The organism is Nocardia sp. NPDC001965, from assembly GCF_053594175.1.
Genome location: NZ_JBSFDZ010000005.1, coordinates 176,750 through 203,026, shown reverse-complemented (window position 1 = coordinate 203,026; position 26,277 = coordinate 176,750). Strand labels below are relative to the sequence as shown.

The 26,277-nt window shown below is 67.7% G+C and carries 26 protein-coding genes; 13 read left to right on the top strand and 13 right to left on the bottom strand.

What is annotated here, in order from left to right; translation table 11 throughout:
- Positions 1–49 precede the first annotated feature (49 nt).
- Positions 50–1,258 carry a CaiB/BaiF CoA transferase family protein gene (locus ACWCPQ_RS11170; protein WP_449897174.1) on the bottom strand — a complete coding sequence of 403 codons (1,209 nt, stop codon included), beginning with the start codon at positions 1,256–1,258 and terminating at the stop codon, positions 50–52.
- The gene (locus tag ACWCPQ_RS11165) at positions 1,255–2,724 is read right to left on the bottom strand and encodes an aldehyde dehydrogenase family protein (RefSeq protein ID WP_449897172.1); all 1,470 of its coding nucleotides are present in this window, start codon (positions 2,722–2,724) and stop codon (positions 1,255–1,257) included. The genes ACWCPQ_RS11170 and ACWCPQ_RS11165 overlap by 4 nt, the downstream gene beginning before the upstream one ends.
- A 234-nt stretch (positions 2,725–2,958) precedes the next feature.
- Here ACWCPQ_RS11165 and ACWCPQ_RS11160 point away from each other — a divergent pair, with 234 nt between their 5' ends.
- From ACWCPQ_RS11160 to ACWCPQ_RS11125, 8 genes are all read left to right on the top strand, one after another.
- Positions 2,959–3,666, top strand: coding sequence for an SDR family NAD(P)-dependent oxidoreductase (locus ACWCPQ_RS11160; RefSeq protein ID WP_449897170.1), 708 nt, complete (start codon positions 2,959–2,961; stop codon positions 3,664–3,666).
- A gap of 45 nt (positions 3,667–3,711) precedes the next feature.
- A complete protein-coding gene (locus ACWCPQ_RS11155; RefSeq protein ID WP_357976144.1) occupies positions 3,712–3,906 on the top strand; it encodes a ferredoxin in 195 nt (64 codons plus the stop codon).
- A 15-nt stretch (positions 3,907–3,921) separates the two neighbouring features.
- Complete coding sequence (locus tag ACWCPQ_RS11150; protein ID WP_449897167.1) at positions 3,922–5,274, top strand: cytochrome P450; 1,353 nt, start codon at positions 3,922–3,924, stop codon at positions 5,272–5,274.
- A gap of 137 nt (positions 5,275–5,411) precedes the next feature.
- Complete coding sequence (locus tag ACWCPQ_RS11145) at positions 5,412–7,097, top strand: thiolase C-terminal domain-containing protein (RefSeq protein ID WP_449897165.1); 1,686 nt, start codon at positions 5,412–5,414, stop codon at positions 7,095–7,097.
- A gap of 25 nt (positions 7,098–7,122) precedes the next feature.
- Complete coding sequence (locus tag ACWCPQ_RS11140; protein WP_449897163.1) at positions 7,123–8,094, top strand: alpha/beta hydrolase; 972 nt, start codon at positions 7,123–7,125, stop codon at positions 8,092–8,094.
- A 4-nt stretch (positions 8,095–8,098) separates the two neighbouring features.
- Positions 8,099–8,620, top strand: coding sequence for a DoxX family protein (locus ACWCPQ_RS11135; protein WP_449897161.1), 522 nt, complete (start codon positions 8,099–8,101; stop codon positions 8,618–8,620).
- Positions 8,621–8,644: 24 nt separating this feature from the next.
- Positions 8,645–9,484, top strand: a complete 840-nt coding sequence (locus ACWCPQ_RS11130; RefSeq protein WP_449897160.1) for an NAD(P)-dependent oxidoreductase — start codon at positions 8,645–8,647, stop codon at positions 9,482–9,484.
- Between the two features lie 64 nt (positions 9,485–9,548).
- On the top strand, positions 9,549–10,349 hold the full coding sequence (locus ACWCPQ_RS11125) for an NAD(P)-dependent oxidoreductase (RefSeq protein ID WP_449897158.1): 801 nt from the start codon (positions 9,549–9,551) through the stop codon (positions 10,347–10,349).
- A gap of 57 nt (positions 10,350–10,406) precedes the next feature.
- On the opposite strand, the gene ACWCPQ_RS11120 is transcribed toward ACWCPQ_RS11125, so the two are convergent.
- Positions 10,407–11,582, bottom strand: coding sequence for a serine hydrolase domain-containing protein (locus ACWCPQ_RS11120; protein ID WP_449897156.1), 1,176 nt, complete (start codon positions 11,580–11,582; stop codon positions 10,407–10,409).
- 232 nt (positions 11,583–11,814) lie between these two features.
- Here ACWCPQ_RS11120 and ACWCPQ_RS11115 point away from each other — a divergent pair, with 232 nt between their 5' ends.
- The gene (locus ACWCPQ_RS11115) at positions 11,815–12,315 is read left to right on the top strand and encodes a cupin domain-containing protein (RefSeq protein WP_449897154.1); all 501 of its coding nucleotides are present in this window, start codon (positions 11,815–11,817) and stop codon (positions 12,313–12,315) included.
- 71 nt (positions 12,316–12,386) lie between these two features.
- On the opposite strand, the gene ACWCPQ_RS11110 is transcribed toward ACWCPQ_RS11115, so the two are convergent.
- The gene (locus ACWCPQ_RS11110; RefSeq protein WP_449897152.1) at positions 12,387–12,989 is read right to left on the bottom strand and encodes a TIGR03086 family metal-binding protein; all 603 of its coding nucleotides are present in this window, start codon (positions 12,987–12,989) and stop codon (positions 12,387–12,389) included.
- 70 nt (positions 12,990–13,059) lie between these two features.
- On the opposite strand from ACWCPQ_RS11110, the gene ACWCPQ_RS11105 reads away from it, so the two are divergent.
- Both ACWCPQ_RS11105 and ACWCPQ_RS11100 read left to right on the top strand, forming a co-directional pair.
- Positions 13,060–13,518: a MarR family winged helix-turn-helix transcriptional regulator gene (locus ACWCPQ_RS11105; RefSeq protein WP_449897150.1), complete on the top strand. Its 459-nt coding sequence runs from the start codon at positions 13,060–13,062 to the stop codon at positions 13,516–13,518.
- An 83-nt stretch (positions 13,519–13,601) separates the two neighbouring features.
- Complete coding sequence (locus ACWCPQ_RS11100) at positions 13,602–14,882, top strand: hypothetical protein (protein ID WP_449897149.1); 1,281 nt, start codon at positions 13,602–13,604, stop codon at positions 14,880–14,882.
- Between the two features lie 48 nt (positions 14,883–14,930).
- Here ACWCPQ_RS11100 and ACWCPQ_RS11095 read toward each other — a convergent pair whose 3' ends face one another.
- From ACWCPQ_RS11095 to ACWCPQ_RS11080, 4 genes are read right to left on the bottom strand one after another with little or no spacing between them, the layout of a single operon-like run.
- Positions 14,931–15,812 (bottom strand): SDR family NAD(P)-dependent oxidoreductase, encoded by an 882-nt coding sequence (locus ACWCPQ_RS11095; RefSeq protein WP_449897147.1) that lies wholly within the window; start codon positions 15,810–15,812, stop codon positions 14,931–14,933.
- Positions 15,809–16,726, bottom strand: a complete 918-nt coding sequence (locus tag ACWCPQ_RS11090; protein WP_449897145.1) for an LLM class F420-dependent oxidoreductase — start codon at positions 16,724–16,726, stop codon at positions 15,809–15,811. The genes ACWCPQ_RS11095 and ACWCPQ_RS11090 overlap by 4 nt, the downstream gene beginning before the upstream one ends.
- A 33-nt stretch (positions 16,727–16,759) precedes the next feature.
- Positions 16,760–17,989 (bottom strand): acyl-CoA dehydrogenase family protein, encoded by a 1,230-nt coding sequence (locus ACWCPQ_RS11085; protein ID WP_449897143.1) that lies wholly within the window; start codon positions 17,987–17,989, stop codon positions 16,760–16,762.
- 32 nt (positions 17,990–18,021) lie between these two features.
- Positions 18,022–19,179 (bottom strand): acyl-CoA dehydrogenase family protein, encoded by a 1,158-nt coding sequence (locus ACWCPQ_RS11080; RefSeq protein ID WP_449897141.1) that lies wholly within the window; start codon positions 19,177–19,179, stop codon positions 18,022–18,024.
- Positions 19,180–19,321: 142 nt separating this feature from the next.
- On the opposite strand from ACWCPQ_RS11080, the gene ACWCPQ_RS11075 reads away from it, so the two are divergent.
- Positions 19,322–20,611: a cytochrome P450 gene (locus ACWCPQ_RS11075; protein WP_449897139.1), complete on the top strand. Its 1,290-nt coding sequence runs from the start codon at positions 19,322–19,324 to the stop codon at positions 20,609–20,611.
- A gap of 8 nt (positions 20,612–20,619) precedes the next feature.
- The gene (locus ACWCPQ_RS11070; RefSeq protein WP_449897138.1) at positions 20,620–20,823 is read left to right on the top strand and encodes a ferredoxin; all 204 of its coding nucleotides are present in this window, start codon (positions 20,620–20,622) and stop codon (positions 20,821–20,823) included.
- Between the two features lie 30 nt (positions 20,824–20,853).
- Here ACWCPQ_RS11070 and ACWCPQ_RS11065 read toward each other — a convergent pair whose 3' ends face one another.
- From ACWCPQ_RS11065 to ACWCPQ_RS11045, 5 genes are all read right to left on the bottom strand, one after another.
- Positions 20,854–21,876, bottom strand: a complete 1,023-nt coding sequence (locus tag ACWCPQ_RS11065) for a zinc-binding dehydrogenase (RefSeq protein ID WP_449897136.1) — start codon at positions 21,874–21,876, stop codon at positions 20,854–20,856.
- Positions 21,877–21,924: 48 nt separating this feature from the next.
- Positions 21,925–22,617 carry a type 1 glutamine amidotransferase domain-containing protein gene (locus ACWCPQ_RS11060; protein WP_449897134.1) on the bottom strand — a complete coding sequence of 231 codons (693 nt, stop codon included), beginning with the start codon at positions 22,615–22,617 and terminating at the stop codon, positions 21,925–21,927.
- A 313-nt stretch (positions 22,618–22,930) separates the two neighbouring features.
- The gene (locus ACWCPQ_RS11055) at positions 22,931–23,698 is read right to left on the bottom strand and encodes an enoyl-CoA hydratase/isomerase family protein (protein WP_449897132.1); all 768 of its coding nucleotides are present in this window, start codon (positions 23,696–23,698) and stop codon (positions 22,931–22,933) included.
- On the bottom strand, positions 23,699–25,003 hold the full coding sequence (locus tag ACWCPQ_RS11050; protein WP_449897130.1) for an acetyl-CoA hydrolase/transferase family protein: 1,305 nt from the start codon (positions 25,001–25,003) through the stop codon (positions 23,699–23,701).
- Positions 25,000–26,196: a CaiB/BaiF CoA transferase family protein gene (locus ACWCPQ_RS11045; protein ID WP_449897128.1), complete on the bottom strand. Its 1,197-nt coding sequence runs from the start codon at positions 26,194–26,196 to the stop codon at positions 25,000–25,002. Before ACWCPQ_RS11045 ends, ACWCPQ_RS11050 begins: the two co-directional genes overlap by 4 nt.
- Between the last annotated feature and the right edge of the window lie 81 nt (positions 26,197–26,277).

Below are 26,277 nucleotides of genomic sequence, written 5' to 3'. Positions count from 1 at the left end.
CCGGGAAAACCGGTGTCGTTCCTGCGGATCCGTCGTTCGGCGCTACTTCTCAGGCCACCGCCCCACCGGTCTTCAATTCGATGATCCGGTCCCAGTCCCAGCCGAGTTCGAGCAGGACCTCTTCGGTCTGCGCCGCGAATTCCGGGCCCGGCCGCAGTTCGGGTGCGGTGACATCGAATTGCACGGGACTGGAGACCAGTTCCAGTTCTCCGGCAGGAAGAATGTATTCGTTCGACCTGATCTGATCGTCCTGGCCGACCTGATGGGAGTCCTGGACCGGCGCCCAGGGGCCCTTGAGGGTCGCGAACTTCTTCGTCCATTCGGCGAGGGTCCGCGCGGCGATCGCCTCGCGCAGGATCTCCACCCCGGCCCCGGTATTGGCCGCGATCTGCGCGGCATCGGCGAACCGGGGATCCTCGGCCAGTTCGGGGCGGTCGATATGCCGGCAGACATCGGCCCAGAACTTGCCGGGCTGCAACATGACGAAGGAGAGGTAGCGGTCGTCGGCCGTACGGTAGAGGCCCGACAGCGGGTTCGACATCGCACCGTGGGTGCCGGGTGGCGGAGCCAGCATGGGTTCGCCCTGATAGGCCGACAGCGCGACGGTATGCCCCAGCGACCACAGCCCGCTACCGAGCAGCGAGACATCGACGACGGACGGTTCCCCGGTCCGCTCCCGTTTCAGCAGGGCGGCGGCGATGCCACCGGCCAGGTTCGTTCCGGAGATGGTGTCGCCGAAGGCCGGGCCGGGCGGCTGGATCATGCCGTTCGTGCCCTCCGGGGTGATGGTGGCGGCCACCCCGCCACGGCACCAGAAAGCGGTCATATCGTAACCACCACGATCGGATTCCTGGCCGCGTGGACCGAGCGCACTGCCCCGGGCGTAGACGATCTGCGGATTGACCGCGCGGATATCGTCGATATCGATACCGAACTTGGTGCGCGCCGACGGCAGGAAACTGGTGAGGAATACATCGGCCCGCCGGGCCAGCTCATAGATGACCTCACGGCCGCCCGCGACGGACATGTCCACGCCGATACTGCGTTTACCGCGGTTGGCGTGTTCGATATTCGGGTTCGGATCGCCTTCCACCTTGAACTTGCCGATCTGACGCAATCCGCGCTGCGGATCCCCGGTGACCGCGTGCTCGACCTTGATCACGTTCGCGCCCCAGTCGGCGAGTACCGCGCCCGCCGAGGGCACGAACCCGTACATGGCGACCTCGAGGACCGTGATCCCCTCCAGCGGTGCGCTCACGAGACCACCACCTCGGCGATGGTCTTGCGCTCCATGAACTCTTCCATACCCACGACGCCCATCTCCCGGCCGACGCCGGACTGTTTGTAGCCGCCGAAGGGGGCATCCGGGTGGAAGTAGTTGCCACCGTTGATGCTGAAGGTGCCGGTGCGGATCCGGCGGGCCACTGCCCTGGCGCGCTCCGCGTCGGCGCCGAATACACCGCCGGAGAGACCGTAGATGGAGTTGTTCGCGATCCGCACCGCGTCGTCGATATCGTCGTACGGGATCAGTGCCAGGACCGGGCCGAACACCTCCTCCTGGGCGATCTCGCTGTCGGGGTCGACATTCGCCAGCAGGGTCGGCTTGTAGAAGAACCCGGGGTCGACCTTTTCACCACCGGCCACCAGCGTGGCGCCCGCGGCGACCGCCCGCTCCACCAGGCCGTGCACCTTGTCGCGCTGGCGTTCGCTGATGAGCGGGCCCATATAGTTCTTCGGGTCGGCCGGGTCGCCGTAGGTGATATTGGCGAGGTTGGCGGCGACCAGTTCGGCGACCTTGTCGTGATCGGCCCGGGGGACCAGGAGCCGGGTGGTGATCGCGCAACCCTGACCGGCATGCGAGCAGATACTGAAGGCGGCGAACATGGCGCCGAGGTTGTAGTCGGCGTCGTCGAGCAGGATGGCCGCGGATTTACCGCCGAGCTCCAGGAACACTTTCTTCAGGGTGGCGCTGGCCGCGGCCATGATCTTGCGGCCGACGGGTGTGGAACCGGTGAAAGAGACGACGTCCACCTCCGGGTGTGTCGTCATCCGTTCCCCGACAGCCACTTCGGAGCTGGTGAGGATGTTCACCACGCCGGCCGGGATATCGGTGTGGTTCGCGATGAGCTCCCCCAGCGCGAGCGTGACGAGCGGGGTGTCGGGGGCGCCCTTGAGAACCACGGTGCAGCCCGCGGCCAGTGCCGGCGCGAGTTTGGCGAACGCCAGCTGGTACGGGTAGTTGTAGGCGGCGATGGCCGCGACGACGCCGGCGCCCTCCTTCTCCACCCAGCGCTGATGTTGTGCGCCCCGGATCTCGACCGGGCCGAGATCCTGGCTCCAGGTGTAATCCTTCAGCACGCCCGCGTAGTACTTGACGATCTCGAACGGGGTCTCGAGCTGGTTGCCCTTGGTGAGAATGTAGCTCGCGCCCACCTCCGCGATCATCAGGGCGCGCAGCTCCTCCACATTGTCCTGCAGGGCCTGATAGAGCTGCTCCAGGCAGCGCGCGCGGAATTCGTGGTTCGTCGACCAGTCGGTGGTGTCGAACGCGCGGCGGGCCGCGGCCACGGCGGCATCGACTTCGGCGATCCCGGCTTCGGGCGCGTGGCCGACCACGGTCCCGTTCGCGGGATTGAGTGAGGCCAGGGTCGCCCCGGTCTCGACCAGTTGCCCGTCGATGAGCAACCGCTGCGTGGCAGTCACCGCCTCTTCCTGCGTTGACATCCCGCCTCCTCGAAAGTTCGTGAAAATTACATTCTCGTTTGAGGAGAATAGTACATTTGGCAAGGGCGCTCACGTTGCCGATTCGGCGAGCTGGAGCAATCCCGCGACATCCGGGAGAGACCGACCTCGGACGAATCCCGCAGATCTTGCGGACCGGATCTGGACGAGAGTACGGTTCTCCATATTCGGAATGCATATTCTTGCGCCGGTGGGCGCAAGAGAGGAGAGGCAAGCGTGAAAACCGCAGTTGTCACCGGCGGCGCCTCGGGCATCGGACTCGCCATCGCCCAACGGTTGCGCAGCGACGGATTCCACGTGGCCGCCCTGGACCGGAACCCGGCCGCGGACGACGATTCGGCCTACCGCGCCGATGTCACCGACCCGGACAGTATCGCCGAAGCGCTCGGTGCCGTCCGCGAGAAGCTCGGCCCGGTCACCGTTCTGGTGAACGCGGCCGGAGTCGACGGATTCAAACGATTCCAGAACATCGACTTCGCGGAATGGCAGCGGGTCATCGAGGTCAATCTGCACGGTGTCTTCCACACCATCCAGGCGGTACTACCGGATATGGTCGAGGCCGGCTGGGGCCGCATCGTGAACATCTCCTCGTCGAGCGCGCAGTCGGGCCAGCCGTTCATGTCCCACTACGTGTCCTCGAAATCCGCGGTCAACGGGCTCACCAAATCCCTCGCGCTGGAACTCGGCCCGTCGGGTATCACGGTCAACGCCGTACCGCCGGGCTTCATCGACACTCCCATGCTGCGCCGCTCCGAAGAGCGCCGGCTGCTCGGCGGCAGCGTCGAGGACCATATCCAGCGCACCCCCGTGCGGCGGGTCGGCAAACCCGAGGATATCGCCGCCACCTGCGCTTTCCTGATCTCCGAAGAGGCCGGCTACATCACCGGCCAGATCATCGGCGTCAACGGCGGACGCAACACCTGACAGCCCCAGGTATCCGCCCACCGCATCCGAAGGGAAGTGACAACCGTGAAGGTCCATGTCGATCAGCAACGCTGCCAGGGACACACCCTGTGCTCGATGATCGCGCCGAAAGCGTTCGAACTCAGTGAAATCGACGGCCATTCGTCGCCGGTCGACGAAAATGTAGCCCACGACCAAGAGGACCAGGTGCGCGAAGCGGTGCACTCGTGCCCCGAGCGCGCCATCTCGCTCACCGAGTAGCACGAGGGGGGACCCATGTCCGCCGCCGAATCCACCGACCGCCTGCAACCCCGGCTCGATTTCGACCGCTACGGACCCGCCTACCGGGAATCGTTCCAATCGATCACCGAGCATATGCATCAGCACTGCCCCATCGCCTGGACCGACCGGCACGACGGTTACTGGGTGGCGGCAGGCAACCGGGAGGTCTTCGAACTCGCCCGGTGCCCCTACGTTTCCAACGACCGTGACGTCGAGGGCGTGCGGCGCGGATACCAGGGCATCACCATCCCCTCCACCGACCAGGCCTCCATCCGCAACGGCATCCTGGAGATGGACGACCCCGAGCACCGCGAGCTCCGCGCGGTGCTCAACCCGTACCTCTCCCCGGCGGCCGTCCAGCGGTGGATCCCGTTCGTCGACGAACTCGTCCGCGCCGCCCTCGACGAGAAGATCGCGACGGGGCGGATCGATTTCGTGGACGACCTGGCCAATATCGTGCCCGCAGTACTGACCCTGGCGATGCTGGGCATACCGCTGGGCAACTGGGCGGTCTACAGCGAACCCGCGCACGCCACCGTGTACACCCCGCCCGACTCCCCGGAATACGAGCGGGTGCACCGGTTGCACCAGGAAATGGGACTCGATCTCTACACCAATCTCACCGAGATCCGGGAGAACCCCCGGCCCGGGCTCATCCACGCCCTCGCCACCGAAGCGACCCTCGGCGGCGAACCCCTCTCCGATATCGAGATCCTCGGCATGCTCGGCCTGCTCATCGGCGGCGGTTTCGACACCACCACCGCACTGACCGCGCATTCCCTGGAGTGGTTGTCCGAACATCCGCAGGAGCGCGAAACCCTGCGCCGGGAACGCGATCAACTACTGGATTCGGCGACCGAGGAGTTCCTTCGCTACTTCACCCCGGCGCCCGGTGACGGCCGCACCGTGAACTCCGATGTCGAACTGGCCGGTGCCCGTTTCGCCGAGGGGGAACGACTCTGGTTGTCCTGGGCCATGGCCAACCGTGACCCGGCGGTGTTCGAGGATCCCGATACGGTCGTGATGGACCGTAAGGGTAACCGTCACTTCAGTTTCGGACTGGGAATCCACCGGTGCATCGGGTCGAACGTGGCCCGCGCGGTGTACAAACGGATGCTGGTCGCGGTGCTGGACCGGCTACCCGACTTCCGGTGTATCCCGGAGGAGGCCGTGCACTACGAGACCATCGCGGTGATCCAGGGGATGCGGCATCTACCGGCCACCTTCACCCCGGGTGAACCGCTGGGACCGGGACTCACCGAAACACTCGAGAAACTGCAAACCGTCTGTACCGAACAGCGGCTGGCCGAACCGGTGACCGTCCGCAAAGGCTCGGCACAGATCTGACGCGGTACAACTTCGACAGCACCACAGATTTCGACTCGCGGTGGGCGCCGACCGGGCACCCGCCGCGAGCGTGGAGCACTGGACCGAGCCGTCGGCGGCGGCACCGGATCCGGCAACCGACGCCACGAGGAGGCGCTATGTCATCGACGACCGGCGACGATCCGGCACCCCGTTCGGGGCGACCGCTGCCGCTGCTGTCCCTGGACACCGAGTTCTTCTGGACCTCGGGTGCCGACGGCAACCTCCGCGTCCAGCAATGCCGGTCGTGTTCGGCATTGATCCATCCGCCGCAACCGATCTGCCGCTACTGCCGGGGGCGTGAGCTGGCGCCCCGGATCGTCTCGGGTACCGCGACACTCGCGTCGTTCACCGTCAACCACCGCTTCGGGCTACCCGGTCTCCCGCCACCGTACGTGGTGGCAACGGTAGCCCTGGAAGACGATCCTCGGGTCCGCCTGACCACCAATATCATCGGCTGCGATCCCGGTGAACTCACCCTGGGAATGCGGCTGGAGGTAGTGTTCCAGCAGGACGACGATGTGTGGCTGCCACTGTTCCGGCCCGCCGCGCGACAATCGGATCCGGCGCCGCTGCCGGTGGACGAGATACCCCCGGACCAGTTCGCCCAGCACGTGCCCCCGCGGCGGCCCGGCACCAAGTTCGAGGACAGTGTCGCGCTCACCGGGATCGGCATGTCGCAGATCGGCCGGCGGCTCATGCGCCCGCCGCTGGAGCTCACCGTCGATGCCTGCCGGCAGGCGATCGACGACGCGGGCCTGACCCTCGACGATATCGACGGCCTGTCGTCGTATCCGGGCGGCGGGAATCTCGGCGGCTTCGGCGAGGGCGGGGTCACCGCACTGGAATCCGCCCTCGGTATCCGTCCCACCTGGCACAACGGCGGTATCGAAACCTTCGGGCCGGGCGGGTCGGTGATCGCGGCCATGCTCGCGGTGCACGCCGGGCTCGCCACCCATGTGCTCTGCTTCCGCACGGTCTGGGAGGCCACCTTCAACGAGCTGGTGAAACGGGGCACGATCCCCGCTTCCGGCGGCGGTCGCACGGCGAGCTGGCTGCATCCGTTCGGTTCCACGTCTGCCGCGCACACGCTGGCGCAGAAGGCACAACGGCATTTCCACGAGTACGGGACCACCCGCGAAACCCTCGGCTGGATCGCCTTGAACCAGCGCGCGAACGCCGCGCTGAATCCGAGCGCGGTGTATCGCGATCCGATGACCATGGACGACTACCTGAACGCCCGCCCGATCACGACACCGTTCGGTCTATACGACTGCGATGTCCCGTGCGACGGCGCGGTCGCGGTGATCGTCTCGGCCCGCGAGGCCGCCGCCGATCTGCCGGTACCCACTGTCCGGGTGGAGGCCGTGGGCACTCAGATCGTCGAGCGGATCGAATGGGATCAGAGCACACTCACCCACGAACCGCAGGTCCTGGGTCCGGCCGCACATCTGTGGACGCGCACCGATCTGCGTCCCGACGATGTGGACGTCGCCGAACTGTACGACGGATTCACTATCAACTGCCTGTCCTGGATCGAGGCGCTCGGCTTCTGCAAAATCGGTGAGGCCAAGGATTTCCTGGACGGGGGCCGCAATATCGCTCGCGACGGTATCCTGCCGCTGAACACCCACGGCGGGCAGCTCTCGCACGGCCGCACCCACGGAATGGGTCTGATGCACGAGGCGATCCTCCAGTTGCGCGGCGCTGCCGGGGAGCGTCAGGTGACCGACGCCAAAGTCGCGGTGGTGTCCAGCGGTGGGCTCACCCCGGGCGGCGCCGTGCTGTTGCGGAGCGAATCCTGATGGCGCCCACCGTCCGGGGTGCGTGGTGACCCTCATCGAATCCGATCCGGTTCCGGCCGATTCCGCCGCACCGCTGCCGGTTGTGGCCGAAGTTCCCGAAGTCGACGGGATCCCGGTGTCCGGTCTGCTGGCCGAGGCGGCCGATCCCCGAGCGGTCGTGGTCGCCCTGCACGGCGGGGCGGTCGACTCCCGCTACTTCGACTGCCCCGGGCATCCCGAACACTCACTGCTACGGACCGGGCAGCGGCTCGGATACACCGTGCTCGCACTGGACCGGCCCGGTTTCCGGAGTTCAGCCCCCTACGCCGACCTCCTGGATCTTCCCGAGCGCCGGGTGGAACTGATCTACGGCGCGGTCGACGCGCTGCTGGACGGATCGCCGCGCGGCGCGGGGATATTCCTGCTCGCGCATTCGGCGGGCTGCGAACTCGCGGTCCGGGTAGCCGCAGCCGAACGCGGTACCGGACTGCTCGGACTCGAACTGGCCGGCACCGGCCGCACCCATCAGCAGGCCGCCCACGACCTCCTCTGGGGCCCGGACCGGGTGGCGGGCCGGCGGCCCCGGGGCGTGGGACGACTACTCTGGGAACCCGCCCGGCTGTACCCGGCGGATGTCCTCGGCGGCAGCAGCGTGTCCGCGCAGGGCTCGTATCTGGAGTCGCGGACGCTGCACGACTGGGCCGCGCGGGAGTTCCTCGGGCTCGCACCCGATATCCGGGTACCCGTGCGGTACAGCCTGGGTGAGTTCGAGCGGGTCTGGCGTAACGACGCCGCGGAAATGGTCGCGGTCGGCGGGCTGTTCACCGGATCTCCACGCGTCGTGGTGAACCGGATGCCCGGCACCGGTCACAATGTCAGCCTCGGCCGCACCGCCCCGGCCTACCACCTCGACGTGCTGGCCTTCGCCGAGGAGTGCATCATCGCCCGCAGGACCGGAGAGTTCTCCGCGCCCACCCGGCAATTCGACGGCGGCGCCGTGGCGCGGCCGGAAAGGTAACCGAATGGACATCACCGATATCGCGCTACTGCTGCTCCGGCTGGTCGTCGGCGCCACCATGATCGCCCACGGGGTCAACCACTGGATCGGCGGTGGCAAGATCGCCGGCACCGCCGGCTGGTTCAGCGGTCTGGGCTTGCGCAACGGCGTATTGCAGGCCTGGTTGAGCGTGATCACCGAAATCGGTGCGGGGGCACTGCTGATCGTCGGGCTGCTCACTCCGCTGGCAGCCGCTGCGGTCATCTCGGTGATGCTGGTGGCCGCGTTGCTGGCCCACCGGAAGAACGGCTTCTTCGTTTTCGAGGACGGCTACGAATACGTTCTGGTGCTCGCGGTCGTCTCGCTGGCGATCGGCATCCTCGGGCCCGGATGGCTGTCCGTGGACCATGCCGCCGGGATCGAGATCACCGGCTGGGGCGGCGGCGCGATCGCGCTCGGCGTCGGTGTCCTGGCCACCGCCGGCCTGCTGGCGGTCTTCTGGCGGCCCCCGGCTCCGAAACCGGTGTCGGCGGACGCCGATTCCTGAGCTGTGCGTAGAGAGGAACATCTGATGCGCGTCGGATTCATCGGATTGGGAAGTCAGGGCGGTCCCATGGCCCGCCGCATCATCGAGGCCGGATACCCGACCACGCTGTGGGCGCGCCGCGCCGCCACCACCGAGCCGTACGCCGATACCGCGGCGAAGGTCGCCGCGAGCCCGGCCGAGCTGGCCGCCGACAGCGATCTGGTCTGCCTGTGTGTGGTCGGCGACGCCGATGTGCGGGAGGTCCTCGAACGCGCGGACGGTGTCCTGGCCGGGTTCGCCGCCACCGCGGCCGGACGCGCGGAGCCGCCGGTGATCGCGATCCACAGCACGGTGCATCCCGACACCTGCCGCGAGCTCGCCGAAACGGCCGCTGCCCAGAATGTTTCACTCATCGACGCTCCGGTCAGCGGCGGAGCGCCCGCCGTCGCGGCCGGGCGGCTGCTGGTGATGGCCGGTGGTGACGAGGACACCCTGGCGCGCTGCCTTCCGGTGTTCGGGTCGTATGCGAACCCGGTGGTGCACCTGGGCGGGGTCGGCGCCGGGCAGACCACCAAACTCCTGAACAACCTCCTGTTCACCGCGCATATGTCCACCGCGGTCAGCACCCTGGAACTCGGTGCCCGGCTCGGTGTGAGCCCCGAACGCCTCGGTGAGGTGATCGGCAACGGCAGCGGCAACAGTTTCGCGCTCGGGCGGATCCTCGCCGGCGGCGGGACGCTCGACCAGATCGCCACGCATGCCGGGGATCTACTGCGCAAAGATGTCCGGCTGATCAGCGAACTCGCGGCCGCGGCCGATATCACGCCCGGAGTCGTCCTCGACACCGCGGACGCCACGCTCGGCCTGATGGGCCGCCCCCGCTGAACCACCCGGGCCACACCGCACCGGCCGGCGGGCCGGCGCGTTCCCGTGATCGAAGGAGAACCGAGTGCGTATCGGATTCATCGGCGCAGGCCGGATGGGAATCCCCATGATCCGGCGCCTGACGGCCACCGGGCACACCGTCCGCGCGGTCGGGCGCAACCCCGAGGCCCGCGCGGCGATCGCCGGTACCGGAGCCACCGCACTGGGTTCGGTCACCGAAGCCGGGCACCACGCCGAGGCGGTGGTGATCTGCGTGTTCACCGACCAGCAGGTCCGCGAGATCTGCCTGGACGGCGGATTACTCGAGGCCATGCCGGCCGGGTCGGTGCTCATCCTGCACACCACCGGCAGTCCCGATACCGCGACCACGATCGCCGCCGCTCCGGCCGCCGCCCGGCGCCATGTGGTCGACGCGCCGGTGAGCGGGGGCCCGCACAATATCGCCGACGGGACACTCACCGTCTTCCTCGGCGGTTCCGCCGCGGCGACCGCGCTGGCCCGGCCCGTCCTGGCCGCCTACGCCGATCCCGTTCTGGCCGTCGGCGAACTGGGTAACGGCCAGCGGGTGAAACTGGTCAACAACTCGCTGTTCGCCGCCCAGATCGGCCTGGTCACCGAGGCCGTCCGGCTGGCCGGACAGCTCGGGCTGACCGAGGCCGAAGTGCTGTCGGCGCTCCCGCACGCCAGCAGTTCGAGCCGGGCGGTGCTGAGCGTGGCGGCGAAGGGTTCGGTCGCCGCCTTCGCGGAATCGGTCGGCGATTTCCTGCGCAAGGACGTCGCGGTGGCCCGGGACCTCGCCGGACAACTGGGAAGCGATCTCGGCCTCCTCGATCCGGCCATCCGCGCGGCCGTCGAGCCGGCGTGAAAGACGCACGGCAGTGCTCCCTACCCCGGCCTTAGGCCGGGGTAGGCGGGTACCGGCTCAGCTCGGTGACCGGCCGGCGTCGGGCTGCCCGCCACCGAACACCTCCGCGACCAGCCGTTGCGTGGCTTGCTGGAAGGCGAGCGACAACGACAGCGCGGCGTCGTCCACATAATTCAGCGAAGCGGTCAGCGTGGTGCGGCCGTCGGGTGTGCTGAACATCAATGCCGCGTGCCCCGCCGCGCCGCCGTTGTGGGTGATGACGGTGCCGCCGCCGTCGAGGTCCTGGACGAACACGCCGAGTCCGTAGTTCATCCCGGGGATACCCGTCGCGCGCCCGGTCCGCATCTCGGCGAGCAGGTCGGCCGGCAGCAGGTCTCCGCGGTTGAGGGCGGAGATGAATGTGTGCAGATCACGGGTTGTCGAGATCATGTCACCGCCGCTGGAGATCCAGGAGGGGTTGAGGCGGGTGACATCGACCGTTTTCTGCTCACCCGCGTCGTCGTAGCGGTAGTAGGCGTGCGCGTGCGGTTCCGGGATATCGGTCTCGTCGGTCGGCACGACGGTACCGGTCAGTCCGAGCGGGCCCAGGATCAGCCGGTGCATCTCCGCCGCGACCGGGCTACCGGTGACCCGCTCGATCAGCAGTCTGGCCAGGACGTAGTTGGTGTTGGAGTAACTCCAGTCGGTACCCGGTTCGAAACGCGGCGGCTTCGACAGCGCCAAACGCACGAGTTCCGCGGGCTGATAGGTCCGGTACCGGTTGTCCACCCATTCCTTCCCCGAAATCGTGCAGGCGATACCCGCCACGACAGTCCCGTCGGGGTAGTACTCCCCGGTGAAGTTGAAGATGCCGCTGGTGTGCTGCAGCAGCATCCGCACCGTGATCCGCCGGTCGAGCCCGAACTCGGGCAGATAATCGGCCACCGGGGTGTCCAGTTCGATCCTGTTCTCGGCCACCAGCCCGAGGACCAGGGTCGCGGTGAATGTCTTGGTATTGCTGCCGATTCGGATGTGCCCGTCGATCGGAGGCGCGGTGGCCCCGCCCAATTCACTCACTCCGGCGCTCCCGGTCCACTCCCCCCGTTCGTCGTGGACGCGCAGTGTCATCCCGGTGAGACCGGAGTCGACGGCCGCTCGGATCGCCCGCTGGAGTGCGGGACGATCGGGGCCGACGGGCGCCGGCCGGGGGTTCAGGGTGGTGGGGCCGGTCACGTTGTTCGCTGTGCTGCTCATACGAATACTGTCGCGGGCCCGGCTGATACCGGCCTGACACCGGCCTGACGTAGCCCCTGACACGGTTACCCGGCTCACCCCCGGCCGCGACCGGGCGACGAGCCCGCGACCGGGCGGCGGGCCCACCCGCTGACCCGTGCACGGCGGAATGTCACACCCGGCAATGCTGCTCCGTCGACTCAGCAGCAGACGAAATCGGGCGCCATGCCCACCGACACCCACGGAGTTTCCGATGAACGCTTCCGCGCAGACCGCCGCCCCCGTCCTGGTCCGTTCCGCCGACGCCGAAACGGTCCAGGACGGCGGCCTGAGCCTGATCACCCTGCTCGCCGACGCCGGCGATACCGGTGGCGCCCTCACCGCGAACAAGGCGACACTGCGCAAGGGGTCGCCGGGCGCGCCCGCCCACTTCCACACTGCCGCCACCGAGATGTTCCTGGTGCTGGACGGTTCGGTGCGGATACTGCTGGGCGAGGAGATCGTCCGGCTCGAGCGCGGTGATTTCCTCACCGTCCCGCCCACGGTCCCCCACGCGTTCGCCCCGGCCGCCGATACCGACGCCGAACTGCTGGTGGTCTTCACCCCGGGCCTGCACCGGTTCGACTACTACCGCCTGCTCGAGCGGGTTCATCGCGGTACCGCGACGGTCGAGGACATCCGTGCCGGTTCCGAACTGTACGACAACCACTATGTCGACAGCCCGGTCTGGCGGGACGAACTCGCCGCGGTATGAGCCCGGCGCCGGACCGGATCAGGCCCGGTGCCGCGGACAGCGCGGCCGCCGCCGATCGGACGCTGCGCCGGCTATTCACTCTTCGGCCAGGCGGGCGAACGACCGAGCAACCGGAGTATCCGGTCCAGCGGCACACCCGGATCCCGATCCGGCAGCGCATGGGCGAAAGCGGCGCCCGGCTGTTCGCGTTCCGGACCGTCGGGCACGGCTTCGGCGATACGCAGCACGGGGTCGGCGGCGTCGGGGTCGAGTTCGTAGCCGACGCCGAGTGCTCGCGCGAGATCCCAGCCGTGGACGACATAGTCGACGAGGTGGAACCCGAGCGCCTGGTGCCCGGGCACGGTCACCTCCGGGCCGAACTCCGGCAGAGCGAACGTGCGTTCGGCGATATCGGGCTCGGCGAACGCCCGCAAGACCTCCTTCGCGGAATCCACGTATTCCGCCGGGGTGTGCGGTCCGGGAGGCCGCTCCCGCCACCGTTCGAGATCGGCGCCTTCGCCCCGGGCGGCGGCGGCGAATCCGCGGTGCTGTGCCGCCATATGCGCCAGCAGGCTACCCACCGGCCATCCCGCGCACGGGGTCGGGAGGGTGAGTCGTTCGGGAGTTACGAGTTCGGCGGTGGTCACCGTGGCGAGTACCGCCCTGCGGTCGAGTTCTACGAGATCTGGAGTCATCTGCAAAATAGTACACACACGCTTATAGTAGGTCAATGCGTATCAATTGGAAGTGGGTAGGTTCTGACCCATGGGAACCACGGACCGTCCGGATCTCGCGGCGATGCTCGCGCCGCTGACCCGCACCCTCATCGCCCTGGAACGCCCGATCCTCGAAGCCCACGGGCTGACCATGTGGGCCTACACGGTGCTGATCGCGCTGAGCCGGGGTACCGCGCGCGGTCAGGGTGTCCTCGCCCAGGAGATCGGCGCGGACAAGACCCGGATCATCGCCGTACTCGACGACCTGCAGAACCGCGGCCTCATCGAACGCACACCCGATCCCGCCGACCGGCGGGCTCGGCTGCTGGGTTCGACGCCGGAGGGCCAGCGGATCGCGGCCGCGGCACAGGCCGAGATCCAGGCCCGGGAGACCGAACAGGTACTGGCACAGCTCCCCGCCGCCGACCGCCGCGGTTTCCTGAACGCCCTGCGCATCCTCACCGCACAGCCTCGCGGCGGCGTACCGGACGGCCCCGGGACCGACTGACCCGACGACGTCCACCGGAAACAAACCGCACGGGGACGGCCGTCGATTCGCCCGGCCCGCCGTCCACCGTCAGAATGTTCCGAGTGAGCGAGTCGGTCCGCAGAGCTATTCTCGACGCGGCCGCACAATTGGGCGTAGACGCGAAGATCATGGTCCGGGCGATCGCGAACACGGAGTACCGGGGCAGAGCCCACGGACTCACCACCGGGATCGATCGATATCGGGCCGCCGACCGGTCAGAGCACGCGGATCGCCTGCTCGCTCCCCCGCTCGACCCTCGCCACACCGTCAACCGCTACGGCCTTCCGGAAGATCAACGCCGCTACCACGTGGACGATTACATCCGGATGTGGGAGCGCCACCACCGCCGGGCGATGACCTACACAGAACGCGAGATACTGGCCCAAGGATGTATCGGTGTCACCAAGCTGGGTCTCGGACAGCGCAGGCTGGACCAGATCCCGCCGATGAACCTCGCCTTCGCCGACCCGGCTTCGCACCGGGCGATTCAGAGCGCCGAAAACGTCCTGGCTCCTGGCGAGATCGCCAACGCGGACGTGAAGAATTTCCGCAGACTACGCACCCGAGCGGACGACCTTGTGCGAGAACACGGTATGAACTGGGCGGTCGAGCACCCGGACGGGACGGTGCTCAGCGCCGCGCAATACATCGACCAGGTCGAGAAGAACCTGGAGCGAGCGCGTACCGAAGCGCGGGAAACGTGGTCGAATCTCGCCAAGGGGCATATCCGGGAGATGTTGGACACCCGGAACGCGGCAAAGATCGAGGGCGAGATGCGCACCTTCGAGCAAGTGCGCGGCTATTCGCGGAAGTTCGAGAACATCCTGGCGACCGGACCGGCGGATACCGGCGAATTCATGCGCCTGGTGAAAGCAGATCCCGAACTCGCACGACTACGCGGAGTCGACCACCAGCTGCCGACCGGCAGTCCGTCGGAATGGAAGCCGGTCATCTATGCGAAACACTTCTGGTCCGGTCAGAAAATGGTGCGTGACAGCGACGGGAATCTCCTTTTCAAAGAGGGCCGATTCGAAACCCGGGCCACCGAAACCCCCGACGCCGCCCGATTCGCACCCGACCCGGCCACAGGTCAGGTCGACATGTCGGGCGACCACGGCCGTGCCAAACCGGGTTATGTCAGCTTCGACTACGGTCTGTACGACGAACAGGCCGGTAGCTGGTGGCACGCCAATCATGCGGATTACCGCGTCTATTCGGAGAACGGCGATCCGGTGCGCAATCCGATGAAGGTATATCAGAGCACCTCGGAGAAGTTCTTCGCCGGCTACTCCGATTTCGACAGCTCGGTGGTCTGTCTCGGATTCGTCAGGAATGCGCCGTAGTCTCGAACGGAAGCCGCGGACAACAGCCGACCCCGAGGTCTTCCTCGGCTACCGGGTTTCCTGGCTCGCCCGCAGTACGCGCAGCGGAGCGTGATTGGCCCAGCCCTCCTCCGGCCAGTTGAACCAGCCTGCCGACGCCCGGGTACCTCCGTCGGGATGCAGGGTGGCACCGGTGAGATAGGACGACAGACCGGAAGCCAGGAATACCGCGCAGTGCGAGATATCGGCCGGCCGGCCGGCGCGGCCCATCGGGATCGCCACTGCGACCCCTACCGGATCGGTCATGGCATTGTCGCCGGTCCCGATCCGGTCCAGATTCGGGGTGGGTACGAAATCCGGGGCGATGTTGTTGACCCTGATCCCGTCCGGCGCCACCTCGACGGCGAGGGTGCGGGCGAACTGCTCCACCGCGGCTTTCGCCGCCGCGTACACCGCGAACCCCGGCGCGGCACGATGTGCTTCGATGGTCGTGATGTTGATGATGCTGCCGCCGCGACCGCCGGCGCGCATCCGGGGGACAGCCAGGTGACAGGCGTGCAGCACATGGGTCAGGTTGGTGCGCAGCAGTGCTTCCCAGCCCTTCGGACGGGTGTCGGTGAACGGCGCGCGGAAGGTGCCGCCCACCACGTTCACCAGGATGTCGAGCCGCCCCCACCGCGCATCGGCCGCATCGAACAGCTCCGCGAGCACATCCGGGTCCCGGGCGTCACCGTCGTGGACGACAGCGTCGACATTCCGGTCCGCCAGCGACTGCCGCAGTTCGGCGGTCGCGGTGGCATCGAGATCCACGACGGCCGGATGTACGCCGTTGGCGGCCAGATCCGTGACGATCGCTCGGCCCAGCCCTCCGGCTCCCCCGGTCACTACCGCCACCCGGCCGTCCAGACCGCCACGTTCCTCGAACCAGCCCATTCGGTCCGCCTCTCTCATTCGATGTAGTCCGCGCCGAAGGACATCAGGAAATCGAAGGTGACGGCCGGATCGAGCGTGTCGTGCACACCGGCCCGGGTGGAGACGGTGATCCAATCGACCCCGGCCCGTGCCAGTTCGGCGAAAGCCTCCCGATGCGGGCCCGGATCGACGCCGGGACCGGTGAGTCCGGTGTGGTTGTAGGAGTACACCAGGTCGATATGGTCGGTACGGCCGCCGTCCGCGGCCGCCGAACGGATATCGGCGATCTTGCGGGCGAGGTCCTCGAGCGTGCCCAGCTGCGGAGTGCGGGCGGTGCTGCTGAGTTCGGCACCACCCGACATCGGGATCCAGCCGTGAGCGGCCCGCGCCACCCGGCGCCGGCTCAACGCGGAATTACCGCCGATCCAGATCGGGATGGGTTGCTGTACCGGCATCGGACGGGCCTGCACATCGCGAGCACTGAAATGCTTCCCGGTGTAGCTGAACGGCTCACCTCGCCAGTGCAGCGGGAGAACGTCGAGAGTTTCGTCGAAGAGCGTGTTGCGCTCCTCGAAATCCACTCCTACCGCGTGGAATTCCCCCTTCAGATAGCCGGTGCCGATCCCGAGCACGGCCCGGCCGCCCGACAGTTTGTCCAGCGTGGCCGCCGCTTTGGCGAGCAGCATCGGGTTCCGGTAGGGCGCCACCGAGAGATAGGTGATCAACCGGATTCGCTGGGTCAGTGCCGCCGCGTATCCCAGCGAGACGAACGGGTCCAGGGTCTGATGGCCACCGGCATGCAGCCAGCGGGCGCCCGGTGCCGGATGCTCGCTGAGCGAGAACCCGGCGAAACCGGCCTGCTCGGCCGTGCGTGCGACCTCCCCCAGCGGCCCGGGGTCGAGGACATCCGCGTCCACGCCGCCGGTTTCGGGGTAGTGGAAGATGAACCGCATTGCTACCTCCGCGAATTCGCCGGAATCCGGCGCTTACCGGCCCCGTTTGACCTGGTTGAACGGCACGTCCCGGTCGGCGGCGTACTCCCGCGGCATCCCCAGCACCCGTTCGCTGATCACATTGCGCGCGATCTCGGTGCTGCCGCCCGCGAGACTCCAGGCAGCACGGAACAGGAAATCGGTGCCGATCCGGGCCGTGTCGACGGGGTCGCCGGGAGCATGGGTGGCGGCGGCCGAACCCGCGACCTTCACGGCCAGATCGGTTTGCAGCCAAGAGTTCTCGGCGCTGAACAGGCGGGTGATCGACCCGGCGGCCGGCGGCAGCTCCCCGGCCAGCACACTCCGGGTGATGTGATCGATGAGCTGATCGCGGACCACCTTCATCGCCCGCGCTTCGCCGATATCCTCCCGGACCCGGATATCGTCGAGTTGTCCGCTGTCGCGGGCGATACCCAGGATCGGTGATTCCTCACCGCCGAGATGCGGGCGGGCTCCACTGATATAGGGCGAGGTGCCTCCGATGGCCGAACGTTCGTGGTAGAGCAGCCGGGACGCGGCCTCCCAGCCGTTGTCGACCTCGCCGATCACAGCGTCGGCGCCGAGGGCCACATCGTCGAAGAACTCCTGGCAGAACTCGGTGGATCCGGTGACCTGCTTGATCCGCTGCACGGTGACACCGGCGGCCCCGATGGGCACCAGGAACATGGTGAGCCCGCGGTGTTTGGGCACGTCCCAGTTGGTACGGGCCAGGCACAAACCGTAGTCCGCCGCGTAGGCACCCGAACTCCAGATCTTGGAACCGTTGAGGATCCAGCGGTCGCCGTCGCGTTCGGCCCGGGTGGTGAGCCCGGCCAGATCCGATCCGCCGTTCGGTTCGGACAGCAACTGCACGAGGACGAGATCACCGCGCAGTACCGCGGGCAGATATTCGCGCTTCTGCGCTTCGGTGCCGAGATCGGCCAGGGTGGCGGCGCAGATGGACAGTGTCGGCACGTTCAGGATGACCGGCATCTCGTAGGCGTAGGACTCTTTGGTGAACGCCTGCTGATGGGCGGGGGTGAGGCCCAGGCCGCCGTATTCCGCCGGGAAGCAGATACCCGCGAACCCCCCGTCGTGGAGCATCCGCTGTAACTCCCGGGCCCGGTCCCATTCCTCTTTGCTGTCGGGCGGCCCCTGGTCCGGTGGCGCGGGCGGCAGGTTGTCGCGCAACCAGACCCGGGCGCGCTCACGGAACTCGGCTACCGGTTCCAGTTCGGTGGTCATAGCGGTACTGCCTTCCGGGGAGATCGGCCGCGCTACGCGGCGACGAGGAGGTCGGTGATCCGGCGGCGATGCTCTTCAGGAGTGCCGTAGAGCGCGCGGCCGAGTCCGATCCGCCGCAGGTACAGATGCAGATCGTGTTCCCAGGTGACCCCGATCCCACCGTGCAGTTGCACACAGTCCTGGCCGATCACCGGAGCTTTCGCCCCCACATACGATTTCGCGACGCTCACCGCCTCCGCCGCAGTGGCCGGATCGTCGTCGCAAGCGGCCGCGGCCGCGCCGGCGGTCGCACGGCAGGCCTCGAGCCAGGTCTTGTTGTCGGCCATCCGGTGTTTGAGCGCCTGATAGGAGGCCAGCGGACGGCCGAAGGTGTAGCGGTCGGCGAGCCAGCCCAGCGTCGCCGCCATCGCCTCGGCGGTCGCGCCCACCGTCTCGGCCGCGGTCAGCACGGCGGCGGTGTGCAACTGGGCACGGACAGCGGTGGCCGCGGCGAGACCGGTGTGCACCACGGCGTCCGCGGGCACCGCCACGTCCGCGAAGTCGATCCGGGCGGTTCGCCGGACGAGGTCCAGGGTCCAGGTCGGGGTGACAGTGACGCCGGGCGCGTCGGTGGGCACCAGGAGTTGTACGGGCCCGTCCGCGCTCTGAGCGGTCACCAGGAGGACATTCGCGCGGTCGCCCGCTTCGACACGATCCTTCACGCCGGTCAGGCGGTACCCGGCCCCGTCCCGGACCGCGCGCGCCCATTCCCCGTCGGCGGGCGCTGCCCCGTCGGCGAGCGCGTTGACGATATCGAGACCGCGTCCCGGCTCGTAGACCGCCCATGAGGCGATCGCCGTACCCGCCACGATCCCGGCGATCGTCTCGGCGTGCCCCGCGGCCGCGGTCGCCAGTCCGGCCAACACCGCGTTGGTGGTGACGAACGGGCCGGGTGCGCATGACCGGCCGAGTTCGGTTGCGATCAGCGTCAATTCGGTCATCGGCCGGCCGGATATGGTACCGCCGCCGTGGTCTTCCGCGACCAGCATTGCGGTCCAGCCCAGTTCGGTGGCGGAGCGCCACCACTGATCGTCGAATCCGGTCCCCGCCTCGCCGAGCGCGCGTACTGTCGCGACCGGGACTGTCTCCGCCAGGAATTCCCGGGCGGTCTGCTGGAAGAGCCGCTGGTCAGCGGTGAGATCAAGGGTCATGTTCGCCGGTCCTCCGGTTGACGCACGGCACAGCGTGTGGAAATCTCATACTCACAGATGAGAGTTATATTCTCAAATGCGAAAGTCAACCGGCGGAGCTGCTCGTGGCGGTGGGTGCCGGCCGACCGAAGGGAACCGTCACGTGAGAAATTTCGAGGATCTGGACTTCTTCCTCGGGCAGGAATTGGTCGCTGATCCCTACCCTTACTTCGATGCGCTGCGCGAACAGTGCCCGGTGACCCGGGAGAAGCACCACAACGTCATGATGGTGACCGGCTACGACGAGGCCCTGGAAGTCCTCAACGACGCCGAGCGGTTCTCCTCCTGCATCTCGGTGACCGGCCCCTTCCCCGGATTTCCGGTTCCCCTCGACGAGAACTCCGACGCCGACGCCCTGATCGCCGAACACCGGGAGTCACTGCCGTTCAGCGATCAGCTCCCGGCCCTGGACCCGCCGACCCATACCGCGCACCGCGGGCTGCTCATGCGGCTGATCACGCCGAAACGCCTCAAGGAGAACGAAGAGGCGATGTGGGATCTGGCCGATAAGATGCTCGACGAGTATCTGGCCCCCGGGAAGGGCGAACTCATCCGCGATTTCGCGGGCCCCTTCACCCTCTACGTCATCGCCGATCTGCTCGGCGTACCGCCGGAGGACCAGGAGGAGTTCCTCGACGCGCTGCAGCGCGACCCGCATCGCACCGGGACGGTCGGCAGCACCAGCTCCGATCACGCGATGGAGCACAATCCGATCGAATTCCTCTACGAGAAGTTCTCGGCGTATATCGCCGATCGCCGCGAGAATCCACGCGGTGACGTGCTGACCAGTCTCGCGGCGGCCACTTTCCCCGACGGCAGCCGACCGGAGGTGATCGACGTCGTCCGAGTGGCTGCCAACCTCTTCTCGGCCGGGCAGGAGACCACCGTCCGGCTGCTGTCGTCCGGGCTGAAGCTGATCGCCGAGGACCCGGAACTGCAGGCATGGCTACGCGGCGACCCCGAGCGCATCAACAACTTCATCGAAGAGATGCTGCGGATGGAGAGCCCGGTGAAGGGCGATTTCCGGCTCGCGAAGACCACCAGCACCGTCGGTGGTGTCGAGGTCCCCGCGGGTACCGTCCTCATGCTCGCCAACGGCGGCGCCAACCGCGACCCGCGGCGCTTCGAGAATCCGACGGTCTTCGACGCGAAGCGTTCGAACGCCCGCTCCCATATCGCCTTCGGCCGCGGCATCCATACCTGCCCGGGCGCTCCGCTGGCCCGCACCGAGGCGAAGGTGGCGTTCAAACGGCTGTTGGAGCGCACCACCGATATCCGGATCGACGAAAGCGTCCACGGCCCGGCGGACGCGCGCAGGTACCAGTATCTGCCGACCTTCATCCTGCGCGGGATCACCGCGCTGCACCTGGAATTCGACCGGACGGAAGGGTAGGCCCCCATATGAAGGTCATCGTCGACGAGGACTCCTGCAAGGGCCACGGTATCTGCACCACCCTGTGCTCGGAGGTCTTCGCGCTCAACGACTACGGCTACGCCGAGGCAGTATCCGGAGATGTTCCCGAGGATCTGCACGAGGCGGTGCTGACCGCCAAGGACGCCTGCCCGGAATGGGCGATCAAGATCGTCGACGAAGCCGAGGGCTGACCACCCGCGGCGATGCCCGGGCCCGGATCCTCAGACGGTGAGCAGTACCTTGGTGGCCCGGCGCTCGTCCATCGCGCGGTAGCCCTCAGAGGCCTGCTCCAGCGGCAGGACGAGGTCGAATACCCCACCGGGATCGATCTCGCCCCGCACGATGAGGTCGATCAGTTCGGGCAGGAAACGGCGTACCGGGGCGGGACCGCCGTGCAGATGGACACTGGAGAAGAACAGCCGCATACCGTCGAGTTCGACGTCGTGGGCCACGCCGACATAGCCGACGTGGCCACCGGGGCGGGTGGCGCGGATGGCCTGCATCATCGACTCCTGCGTGCCCACTGCCTCGACCACCGAATGCGCGCCGAGGCCGCCGGTGAGTTCCTTGATCCCGGCCACCCCGGCTTTCCCGCGTTCCTCGACGATATCGGTGGCCCCGAATCCACGGGCCAGGGCCTGACGGTCGGGGTGCCGGCTCATGGCGATGATGCGGTCGGCGCCGAGTTGTCTCGCGGCCAGGACCGCCAGCAGCCCCACAGCTCCGTCACCGACGACCACTACTGTTTTCCCGGGACCTGCCGCGGCGGCGACCGCCGCGAACCAGCCGGTGCCCAATACGTCGGAGGCCGCCAGCAGGGCCGGGTACAGCCCCGGACCCGGGTCGCCCGCAACGGTGACGAGGGTGCCGTCGGCGAGCGGAATCCGCGCCCGCTCGGCCTGGGTGCCGATCGAACCCATCGCGACGTTGTGCACGCAGCGGCTCTGGTAGCCGGCCCGGCAGATCTCACAGGTGTTGTCGGAGGCGAAGAACGAACCCACCACGAAATCGCCGACCGCGATATCGGCCACCGCCGGACCGATCTCCTCGACGACACCGATGTACTCGTGCCCCATCGGGGTGGGGCCCTCGATCGGTTCCACGCCGCGGTAGGGCCACAGGTCCGAACCGCAGACGCAGGTGGCGGCGATCCGGATGAGCGCGTCGGTGGGTTCGACGATCACCGGATCGTCGCGGTCCTCGACCCGCACGTCACCGGGTGCGTACATGACGACTCCGCGCATCTTCAGCGTCTCCTTCGCTCACTACCCGGTGCTGTGCCGTGATCGAGGTCAGGCGAGCGCCTCGAGCACCTTTTCGGCGAGAGGTGCGGCGGACGCGGGATTCTGGCCCGTGAACAAATTCCGGTCGACGACGGTGTAGGGCTTCCAAACCTCCCCGCGTGAGAACTCGGCACCGAGTTCCAGCAATTGGTCCTCTACCGTCCAGAATGCCTTCGCACGCAGACCGACAGCGTCTTCTTCGTCGTTCGTGTACGCCGTCATACGAAATCCGGTGAACGGTGACACACCGTTTCGCCTGGTCGCCAGTACCGCCACCGGCGCGTGACAGACGATCGCCAGTGGCTTACCCGATGCGAGAGCCGCGGCCAGCAATCGGCCGGAATCGGCGTCTTTCCACAGATCCTCCATCGGACCGTGCCCGCCGGGATAGTAGACGGCGTCGTAATCCGCCGAGCGGACCACTGACAATGCGATCGGCCTGCGTAATTCTTCGGCCGAGCGCAGCGTTTCTTCCAGGTCCAGGGCGATCTGCTCACTGCCCGCCATCGACGGCCGCAGGCTCATGACGTCGACATGCGGGACGACACCGCCGGGAGTCGCCACCACGATGCGGTGCCCGGCATGGCTCAGCGCGGTATACGGGGCGGCGAATTCTTCGGCCCAGTACCCGGTCGGATGCCGGGTGCCGTCCTTCAGGGTCCAATAACTGGCACCGGTCACCACGAAAAGAATATCGGCCATAACAGCTTACTCCCTCGCCGGTTGTAAGTCTGTGCGCATCATGCGGCTGTGGGCGCCTGCGGTAGTTACTCGCCCAACCCGAATCACTATAGGGGTGCCTGTGCAGGACAGCAACAGCCGGAATTCGCGTTCACCTACGGGTGCGGCCGGTAAATCGAACGGTCACCGACGAGTGCGCACCCGATCCACTCCGAGCGGAAATACCGTTTCGCCGAACGGAAACAACGGCTCGCTCGACGCCGGTGCTTCCGGCCCGGGACCGCGGCCGGGCACCCGCTTCGGAATTCCGGGCCCGGCGATCGAGCCGGCGGCCTCACTCCCCCGTCCAGCGCGGCGTGCGTTTGGCCGCGAATGCCGCCGGCCCCTCCTGGGCATCGGCACTGCGATAGGCGCGTGCCGACGCGTGCCGGGCAGCCTGCAATGCGGCCGACCGTCCCATTTCCGTGGACAGCATGACGGTGTCGCGGGCGGCGCGCACCGACAGCGGAGCACCCGCCAGCACGGCGTTGGCCAGTTCCACTGCGGTATCGAGTAATTCGCCCGGTTCGGCCAGCCGGTTCACCAGGCCGATCTCGTAGGCGCGGGCCGCGCTGATCGGGTTACCGGTGAGCAGGATCTCCATCATGATGCGCTGCGGGATCATATGGATCAGCGGTGCGGCCCACGGTGAACTCCGCCCCACCTTCACCTCGCTCACCGCGAAGGTCGCGCTGGTACTGGCGACACAGAGATCGCATGCCTGGGCGATCATCCAGCCACCGGCGAACGCGGCACCGTTGACCGCGGCGATGGTGGGCTTGGACAGCTCGACGGTGTCGTAGGGCAGGGGGAACATATCCCGCGGCGGTTCGGCCATACCGGTATCCACCATCTCCCGCAGATCCCCGCCGGCACAGAACGCCTTGGTCCCGGCACCGGTGAGGATCGCGATCCGCAGCGCCGGATCGCGTTCGAAGCGGTCCCAGGCCGTGAACAATCCGGCCCGGACCTCGGCGGACAGGCAGTTTCTGGTCTGCGGCCGGTTCAGGGTGATCACCGCGATGCCGTCGGCGCGGGCATCGAAGAGTACGGCGTCCGCCATCTAGAAACCTCGTTTCGCGATGAGATGCGCGGTCCGGTCCAGCTCCGCACGGAAGTCCGGATGCGCGATACCGATCAGGCGGCGGGCGCGTTCGGCCAGCGACCGCCCGGCCAATTCGGCGACACCGTACTCGGTGACCACGATGTCGACCTCGGTCCTCGCGGTGGTGACCGGACCGGACAGGGCCGCGGTGATCCGGCTGACGGTGCCGTTACGGGCGGTGGCGGGCAAGGCGATGATCGACCGGCCACCGGGCGAACGCAGCCCGGCGCGTACGAAATCCACCTGACCTCCGGTCCCGCCGACATAGTTCTCGCCGGACTGTTCGGCGTTCACCTGTCCGGTCAGATCCACCTCCAGGGCGGAATTGAGCGTGACGAGGTTCTCGAGCCGGGCTAGGACAGCTGCGTCGTGGGTGTAGGACGTCGGGCACATACGCACGGCCGGATTGCGGTCCGCGAAATCGTAGAGGCGCCGGGTGCCGATGAGCGCGCCGGTGACCGAGACACCCCGGTCGATCTGTTTGCGCGCGTTGGTGATCACCCCGGCCTCGACGAGATCGACCAGACCGTCACCCATCATTCCGGAGTGGACGCCGAGATCGCGGCGGTCGCCCAGCAGGCGCACCACCGCGTCGGGGACGGCGCCGACCCCGACCTGCAGTACCGCGCCGTCGCCGATGTAGTCGGTGATATGGCGCGCGACCGCCTCGTCCACGGCCGCGGGCGCGGCGGGCGGTACCTGCACCGGTGGAACCGATACCGGCACCGCGCAGTCGATCTCGCCGACGGCCAGCGATTCGCCGAAGGTGTAGGGCACCTGCTCGTTGACCTCGGCGATCACCACCCGGGCCCGGGCCACCGCCGCCCGCACATAGTCACTGATCAGGCCGAAACTGTGCCTGCCCGCCGAATCGGCGGGGCTGACCTGGACGAAGGCTACATCGCAGCCGAGTTCGCCGGATCCGATCATGGCGGCCACCCGGCCGACGTGGCAGGGCACGATCTCGAGTTCGTGGCTTCTGGTCAAGCTGCGCAGCGCACCGATCGCACCCATACTCGACAGCGCGAACGACCGGCTGACACCGGGTGCGAACCGGCCGGAGAAGCTGGTGGCGGTGAAGGCGGACAGGTCGCCGATCCCGGGCCCCTGATCGATGAGGGCATCGATCAGGGTGGTGGGTTCACCGCAGGCCTGCCCGATGACGATCCGGTCGCCGGGACGCAGCCACTCGCTCAGGTCGATACCGATCCCGCCCACGCCGTGCCGACCGGGTCCCAGCGATGGTCCTGCCGGCTTGCTCATGCGGGAAGCCCGCTGCCGTTGCCGGCCGATCCGCTGGTCTCCGGTGTGTGGACGGCGCCCGAGGTCGCTTCCAGCACTTCACGGGTGTGGGCACCCAGCCGGGGTGCCGGACCGGCGATCCGGCCGGGCGTGCGGGAGAACCAGGTCGGCGGACCGGGGAAGCGCAGCGGACCGTCGGGGCTCGCCACGGTTTCGAAGAAGCCCGCTTCGTTGAGATGCGGATTGTCGAAGAGGTCGTCCAGTGTCCGTACCGGGGCGGCCGGAATATCCAGGGAATTCAGCAATTCCAGCCATTCGGCGGTGGTGCGGGTGGCGAAGGTCTCCCGCAGATGGGCGTAGACGGTGCCGATGACGCGGGCCCGCTGGGCGAGCGTCGCGAACTGCGGGCCGTTCCAGGCCGGGCGGACCGCGTCCACGAACGCCGTCCATTGTTTGTCGTTGTAGACGAGTGCGGACAGATAGCCGTCGGATGTGCGGTACGGGGTGCGTTCGGGCGTCACCGCGCGGGGGTATGCGGCGGTTCCCAGCGCGGGTTCGAACAGAGCGCCGTTGGCATGCTCGACCAGCATGAAGGCGGCCATGGTCTCGAACATCGCGACCTCCACCTCTTGCCCCTCACCGGTGCGCTCCCGGTGGAACAGCGCCATGGTGGTGGCGTAGACAGCGGTCATCCCGGCGATCTTGTCGGCCATGATGGTGCCCACGTAACCCGGTGTGCCGGTGAGGAGTTCCTGTACGAACGGCAGCCCGCATTCGGCCTGGATCGTATCGTCGTAGGCGGTGCGATCGGCATCGGGACCGCGCCGTCCGTAGCCGTAGCAGTTCGTGTAGACGATCCCGGGGTTCACCGCCGCGACCTGTTCGTAGCCGAACCCCAGCGCAGCGATCGCCCGGCCCCGCATGGAGTGGATGAACACATCGGCGTCGGTGATCAGACCGCGCAGGGCGGATTTGCCCGCCGCTTCCCGGAGATCCAGGACGACGCTGCGTTTCCCGCGGTTGACATTGACGAACACTCCCGCCATTCCCGGCTCGGGGCCCACCGAGATATGCCTGGTGTTGTCCCCGGCCGGAGGTTCCACCTTGATCACGTCGGCGCCCATATCGGCCATGATCTGAGTGCAGTAGGGACCCATGACCATCGCGGTCAGATCGATCACCCGCACCCCGGCCAGCGGCCCTGTGTGCTGCATACGCCCTACCTTCACCGGGTCGCCCGGACAAATCGGCGGCTATCTGATGAATCTTTGTAAGGATAGTGATATCAAGTATGG

Excerpts from the sequence above, each read along its gene's own strand:
- ACWCPQ_RS11145 (WP_449897165.1), top strand. The coding sequence starts at position 5,412 with ATGTCATCGACGACCGGCGACGATCCGGCACCCCGTTCGGGGCGACCG.
- ACWCPQ_RS11050 (WP_449897130.1), bottom strand. The coding sequence starts at position 25,003 with ATGAGCAAGCCGGCAGGACCATCGCTGGGACCCGGTCGGCACGGCGTG.
- ACWCPQ_RS11150 (WP_449897167.1), top strand. The coding sequence starts at position 3,922 with ATGTCCGCCGCCGAATCCACCGACCGCCTGCAACCCCGGCTCGATTTC.
- ACWCPQ_RS11070 (WP_449897138.1), top strand. The coding sequence starts at position 20,620 with ATGAAGGTCATCGTCGACGAGGACTCCTGCAAGGGCCACGGTATCTGC.
- ACWCPQ_RS11055 (WP_449897132.1), bottom strand. The coding sequence starts at position 23,698 with ATGGCGGACGCCGTACTCTTCGATGCCCGCGCCGACGGCATCGCGGTG.
- ACWCPQ_RS11045 (WP_449897128.1), bottom strand. The coding sequence starts at position 26,196 with ATGCAGCACACAGGGCCGCTGGCCGGGGTGCGGGTGATCGATCTGACC.
- ACWCPQ_RS11090 (WP_449897145.1), bottom strand. The coding sequence starts at position 16,726 with ATGCGGTTCATCTTCCACTACCCCGAAACCGGCGGCGTGGACGCGGAT.
- ACWCPQ_RS11130 (WP_449897160.1), top strand. The coding sequence starts at position 8,645 with ATGCGCGTCGGATTCATCGGATTGGGAAGTCAGGGCGGTCCCATGGCC.
- ACWCPQ_RS11060 (WP_449897134.1), bottom strand. The coding sequence starts at position 22,617 with ATGGCCGATATTCTTTTCGTGGTGACCGGTGCCAGTTATTGGACCCTG.
- ACWCPQ_RS11105 (WP_449897150.1), top strand. The coding sequence starts at position 13,060 with ATGGGAACCACGGACCGTCCGGATCTCGCGGCGATGCTCGCGCCGCTG.
- ACWCPQ_RS11165 (WP_449897172.1), bottom strand. The coding sequence starts at position 2,724 with ATGTCAACGCAGGAAGAGGCGGTGACTGCCACGCAGCGGTTGCTCATC.
- ACWCPQ_RS11095 (WP_449897147.1), bottom strand. The coding sequence starts at position 15,812 with ATGAGAGAGGCGGACCGAATGGGCTGGTTCGAGGAACGTGGCGGTCTG.
- ACWCPQ_RS11085 (WP_449897143.1), bottom strand. The coding sequence starts at position 17,989 with ATGACCACCGAACTGGAACCGGTAGCCGAGTTCCGTGAGCGCGCCCGG.
- ACWCPQ_RS11120 (WP_449897156.1), bottom strand. The coding sequence starts at position 11,582 with ATGAGCAGCACAGCGAACAACGTGACCGGCCCCACCACCCTGAACCCC.
- ACWCPQ_RS11115 (WP_449897154.1), top strand. The coding sequence starts at position 11,815 with ATGAACGCTTCCGCGCAGACCGCCGCCCCCGTCCTGGTCCGTTCCGCC.
- ACWCPQ_RS11065 (WP_449897136.1), bottom strand. The coding sequence starts at position 21,876 with ATGCGCGGAGTCGTCATGTACGCACCCGGTGACGTGCGGGTCGAGGAC.
- ACWCPQ_RS11080 (WP_449897141.1), bottom strand. The coding sequence starts at position 19,179 with ATGACCCTTGATCTCACCGCTGACCAGCGGCTCTTCCAGCAGACCGCC.
- ACWCPQ_RS11135 (WP_449897161.1), top strand. The coding sequence starts at position 8,099 with ATGGACATCACCGATATCGCGCTACTGCTGCTCCGGCTGGTCGTCGGC.
- ACWCPQ_RS11110 (WP_449897152.1), bottom strand. The coding sequence starts at position 12,989 with ATGACTCCAGATCTCGTAGAACTCGACCGCAGGGCGGTACTCGCCACG.